The sequence below is a fragment of the uncultured Campylobacter sp. genome (assembly GCF_938040115.1).
Taxonomy (GTDB): Bacteria; Campylobacterota; Campylobacteria; order Campylobacterales; family Campylobacteraceae; genus Campylobacter_A.
In genome coordinates this window covers 1-3,915 of sequence record NZ_CALHXD010000186.1, presented here as the reverse complement: position 1 = coordinate 3,915, position 3,915 = coordinate 1, and the positions used below count along the sequence as shown (strand labels likewise).

The following is a 3,915-nucleotide window of genomic DNA, read 5'->3' as shown; positions in this document are numbered from 1 at the left end:
TTATAACCTAACTAACGAAAAATACATCACTTGGGACGCCGCGCGCTCTATTAGGCCTTTTGGCACCATGAACATGATCGATAGAACCACGGGGCTAGGTATCAACCGCTTCTACTCTGCGGGCAGAAATTTCAGGCTAAACTGGGAATTTACGTTTTAAGCCGTATTCTTATTCGGACGGGCTCTTGCCCGTCTGCTTGCTTTATTTTTAGCTTATTTTTTGCTTTTAAAAAATGATAAATTTATAGTCAAATTTGACGGCTTGGTTTTAAAATTTGAAATTATAAAAATCGCCAAACCGAGATTGCTCCCGATTTGGCTTTGCGCGAGAGTATTTTAAATTTATGCGGCGCAAAGACCGATTTTGGTCAAATTTAGCGTCCGCGCTAAAGCGAATTAAAAATTAAAACTAGTCTTAATCTTTAGAAATTTATGTAGCACTTCCTCGTTTTCTTTTAACGCAGCGGCATAAACCGAGCGAGTGAGCTTAAATTTAGAGATGTTTATCTCAAACAGCCTGCCGTTTTTTAGCTCGTTTTCGATCAAAAATCTCGGTAAAAACGCCACGTACGTATCGGCATGGTTTGACGCCAACGCGCGACAGACCATTATCGAACCGTCTAGCGAATACGCCACGTCAAGCGCATGCGCGTCCACGCCGTGCTTATGCAAAATATCATCGAGATAAGTTCGCGTCCTATCTTTGATAAATTTAAACTTGATAAGCTCCTCAGGCTTCACGCTTTCGGCGATTTTTTTATTTGAAACCAAAATCAGCTCGTAGTCAAATAGCTTTTTAACGAGCAAGCTGCTATCAAGCGACTGCTCCAGGATGATAGCGATGTCGCTGCGGCGGTCTTTTAGGTAGTTTATGAGCTCGTTTTGCTCCTTTATCCTGATGTCTAGCTCGCTGCCTACGCTTTGCGAGATTTTATCCAGCAGTATCGAGATGACCGCCTCGGCGATGAGCTGGGTGGTTGCGATTACTAGCGGTACTTTATCGGTTTTTATGTGCGCCAGCTCGTCTTTAAAGCGAAACATCGCGCTTTCAAACTGAGTACAGAGTTTGTAAAATTTCTCGCCCTCGTGAGTTAGGACGATGCCATTTTTCTTACGCATTATTAGCGTGGCTTGCAGCATCTCCTCGAGCTTTTTCATCTGCAAAGTGACTGCAGGCTGCGAGATGCCTAGAGCCCTTGAAGCCTTTGAGAAACTACGCTCCTTAACTATCTCCATAAAGGTATAAAATTTACTAAAGTCATTGATCACATCAGACTCCTTATTATTATATCAGCTTATAAAATCATATTTTTAATATTGTATTGATTTATATCTGAAAACGCTCTTAATCAGACCCAAATTTAAATCAGCGGCGATTTTTAAGCTTATTTTGTTAGAATTTAATCATTTTAATAAATAAAGCAGGAAATTTAATGCCCGATTTACTAGACGAACTAAACGAAAGCCAGCGCGAGGCGGCCTCGCACACAGACGGAGCGATGCTGATTTTGGCAGGAGCCGGCAGCGGTAAAACCAAAACAATCACCACTCGCCTAGCCTATCTCATAAGCGAACTAGGTATCCCGCCGTCAAATACCCTAACGCTAACCTTTACCAACAAAGCCGCAAGCGAAATGCGAACCCGCGCGCTAAAAATGCTGGGTGACGCAGGTAAAAACTTCACTCCGCTGCTTTGCACTTTTCACAAATTCGGGCTTTTGTTTTTGAAATTTTACATCGACCGCCTAAAGCGCAAAAACAACTTCGTCATCATCGATACCGACGATAAAAAGCGTATCTTAAAAGGCTTTGAGGGCGATATTCCAACCTCGGTACTAGCTAGCGAGATCTCAAATTTTAAAAACTCGCTTTTAAGCGTAGAAGAGGTGCTAAATCACGGCGGCATGTTTGCAAACGGACAAAATTTCAAAGACGGCTACCACGCAAAACTGGCAAATATTTATAAGCTTTACGAGGAGTATCTAGCCGCGAATAACCTCGTGGATTTTGACGATCTGCTCTGCCTTAGCTATAAAATTTTAGACGAGGACGAAGCTCTAGCGCGCGAGATCTCACGCAGGTATGCCTACGTGATGGTGGACGAGTATCAAGACACCAATGACCTTCAGTACAAACTCCTGCGCAAGCTCTGTCTAACGCACGAAAATATCGCAGTCGTGGGCGACGATGATCAGAGTATCTACGGCTGGCGCGGCGCAAGAATCGAAAATATATTAAATTTTAAAGATCAGTTTAAAGACGCCAAAATCATAAGACTAGAGCAAAACTATCGCTCGACGAGTCAAATTTTACGCGCGGCAAACGAGCTCATCGACCACAACAGAAACCGCCTCGGCAAAGAACTAAAAAGCACCAAAGAAGGCGGCGAGGACGTGGCGCTAATGGAATCAGACGACGAAACGATGGAGAGCCTAAAGGTAGCCAAACGTATCAAAAAACTGCTTGATAGCGGCGCGCAGGCTAGCGATATCGCGATCTTGTACCGCATAAACGCCCTTTCCCGCTCGCTCGAAGAAGGCCTAACCAAAGAAAAAATCCCGTATAAAATGGTCGGCGGTGTCAAATTCTACGAGCGTGCCGAGGTCAAGGACGTCATCAGCTACCTAAGACTGGTCGCAAACGAAAACGACGACTTCTCGCTAAAGCGCGTCATCAACCGCCCAAAACGCGGCCTAGGTAAGGTAAGCCTCGCAAAGATCGAAAAAATCGCCTTCGAGCATAAGCTTTCGCTATTTGAAGCGATATCAAGCCTAGACGAAAACGACAAAGATCTAAGCAAAAAAATCGTCTCGAGCCTCGGCGAATTTGTGGCAAATTTAAGAGAGCTAAAAGAGTGCGACTCGCCGTACGAGCTGGTGGATAAACTGGAAGCCAAATTTGGCATCAAAAAATACTACGAGAGCTTGCCTGACGGCGCCGAGCGCGTGGCAAATATAGACGAGTTTTACGCTACGATCAAAGATCAAATCAAGCAAAATCCAAGCTTTTCTATCGAGGAGTTTTTAAACGAGATCGCGCTACAAAGCGAGCAGGATAACATCGGCGGCGAGGCGATCTCGATCATGAGTATCCACGCGAGTAAAGGGCTTGAGTTTGAGCATCTTTTCGTGATCGGGCTTGAGGAGGGGTTCTTCCCGCTGCTAGGAGAGGGCAGCGACATCGAGGAGGAGCGACGCCTAGCCTACGTCGCCATCACCCGCGCCAAAAAAACGCTAACGCTAAGCTTTGTAAATTCGCGCTTTTACAAAGGTCAGAGAACGAGGCTGGAAAAGAGTAGATTTTTAAGCGAGGCAGGCGTTTGCAGCGGCAGTCTCATCATCCAGACGCAAACGCAAGCCTCTGGCGAATACAAAAAAGGCGATCTCGTCAAACACAAAATTTTCGGTATCGGGCGCGTGACGGCGGTAACGAAGATCAAAAAAGAGCTAAAACTAACGATAAATTTCGGCGGAATCAGCCGCGAGATAATGTCTAGCTTCGTCGAAAAAGCGGTGTAAAAATGAGTAAATTTGAGGCTAGTCGTGCCAAATTCGGCGTTAAATTTGATCAAATTTATGCGCTCAAATTTGACGCTCTATGCTTAAATTTGAAAAACGACGCAAATTTAGCGCAGCCTCCAAAGGGCAAATTTAAATGAATGCGCTTTTCGTCGCAAACAAGCCCGCAGGCATAAGCTCAAATCATTTTTTAAGCAGGCTAAAGCGCAAATACGGCGTCAAAAAAGCTGGCTTTTCGGGCACGCTAGATCCCTTTGCCAGCGGCTGCCTCATCGTAGCTCTAGGCAATCACGCGCGGCTTTTTAACTACATAGATAAAACGCCAAAAATCTATGAAGCGACCATGTGGCTGGGTGCGACGAGCGCTAGCCTAGATAACGAAAATATCGAGGAGGTC

General features: G+C 45.1%; 3 protein-coding genes and 1 pseudogene. 3 read left to right on the top strand and 1 reads right to left on the bottom strand.

The window, feature by feature from the left end:
- Positions 1-396: 396 nt before the first annotated feature.
- On the bottom strand, positions 397-1,269 hold the full coding sequence (locus Q0314_RS06495; RefSeq protein WP_298057639.1) for a LysR family transcriptional regulator: 873 nt from the start codon (positions 1,267-1,269) through the stop codon (positions 397-399).
- A 164-nt stretch (positions 1,270-1,433) separates the two neighbouring features.
- Between Q0314_RS06495 and Q0314_RS06490 the strand changes: the two genes are divergently transcribed.
- The 3 genes and pseudogenes from Q0314_RS06490 to truB all read left to right on the top strand — a co-directional run.
- Positions 1,434-3,518, top strand: a complete 2,085-nt coding sequence (locus Q0314_RS06490; RefSeq protein WP_298057638.1) for a UvrD-helicase domain-containing protein — start codon at positions 1,434-1,436, stop codon at positions 3,516-3,518.
- A gap of 2 nt (positions 3,519-3,520) precedes the next feature.
- A complete protein-coding gene (locus Q0314_RS06485; RefSeq protein ID WP_298057637.1) occupies positions 3,521-3,658 on the top strand; it encodes a hypothetical protein in 138 nt (45 codons plus the stop codon).
- Positions 3,655-3,915 (top strand): annotated as a pseudogene (truB, locus tag Q0314_RS06480) (tRNA pseudouridine(55) synthase TruB); the annotation flags it as partial. The gene Q0314_RS06485 and the pseudogene truB, both read left to right, overlap by 4 nt.

Excerpts from the sequence above, each read along its gene's own strand:
- Q0314_RS06490 (WP_298057638.1), top strand. The coding sequence starts at position 1,434 with ATGCCCGATTTACTAGACGAACTAAACGAAAGCCAGCGCGAGGCGGCC.
- Q0314_RS06485 (WP_298057637.1), top strand. The coding sequence starts at position 3,521 with ATGAGTAAATTTGAGGCTAGTCGTGCCAAATTCGGCGTTAAATTTGAT.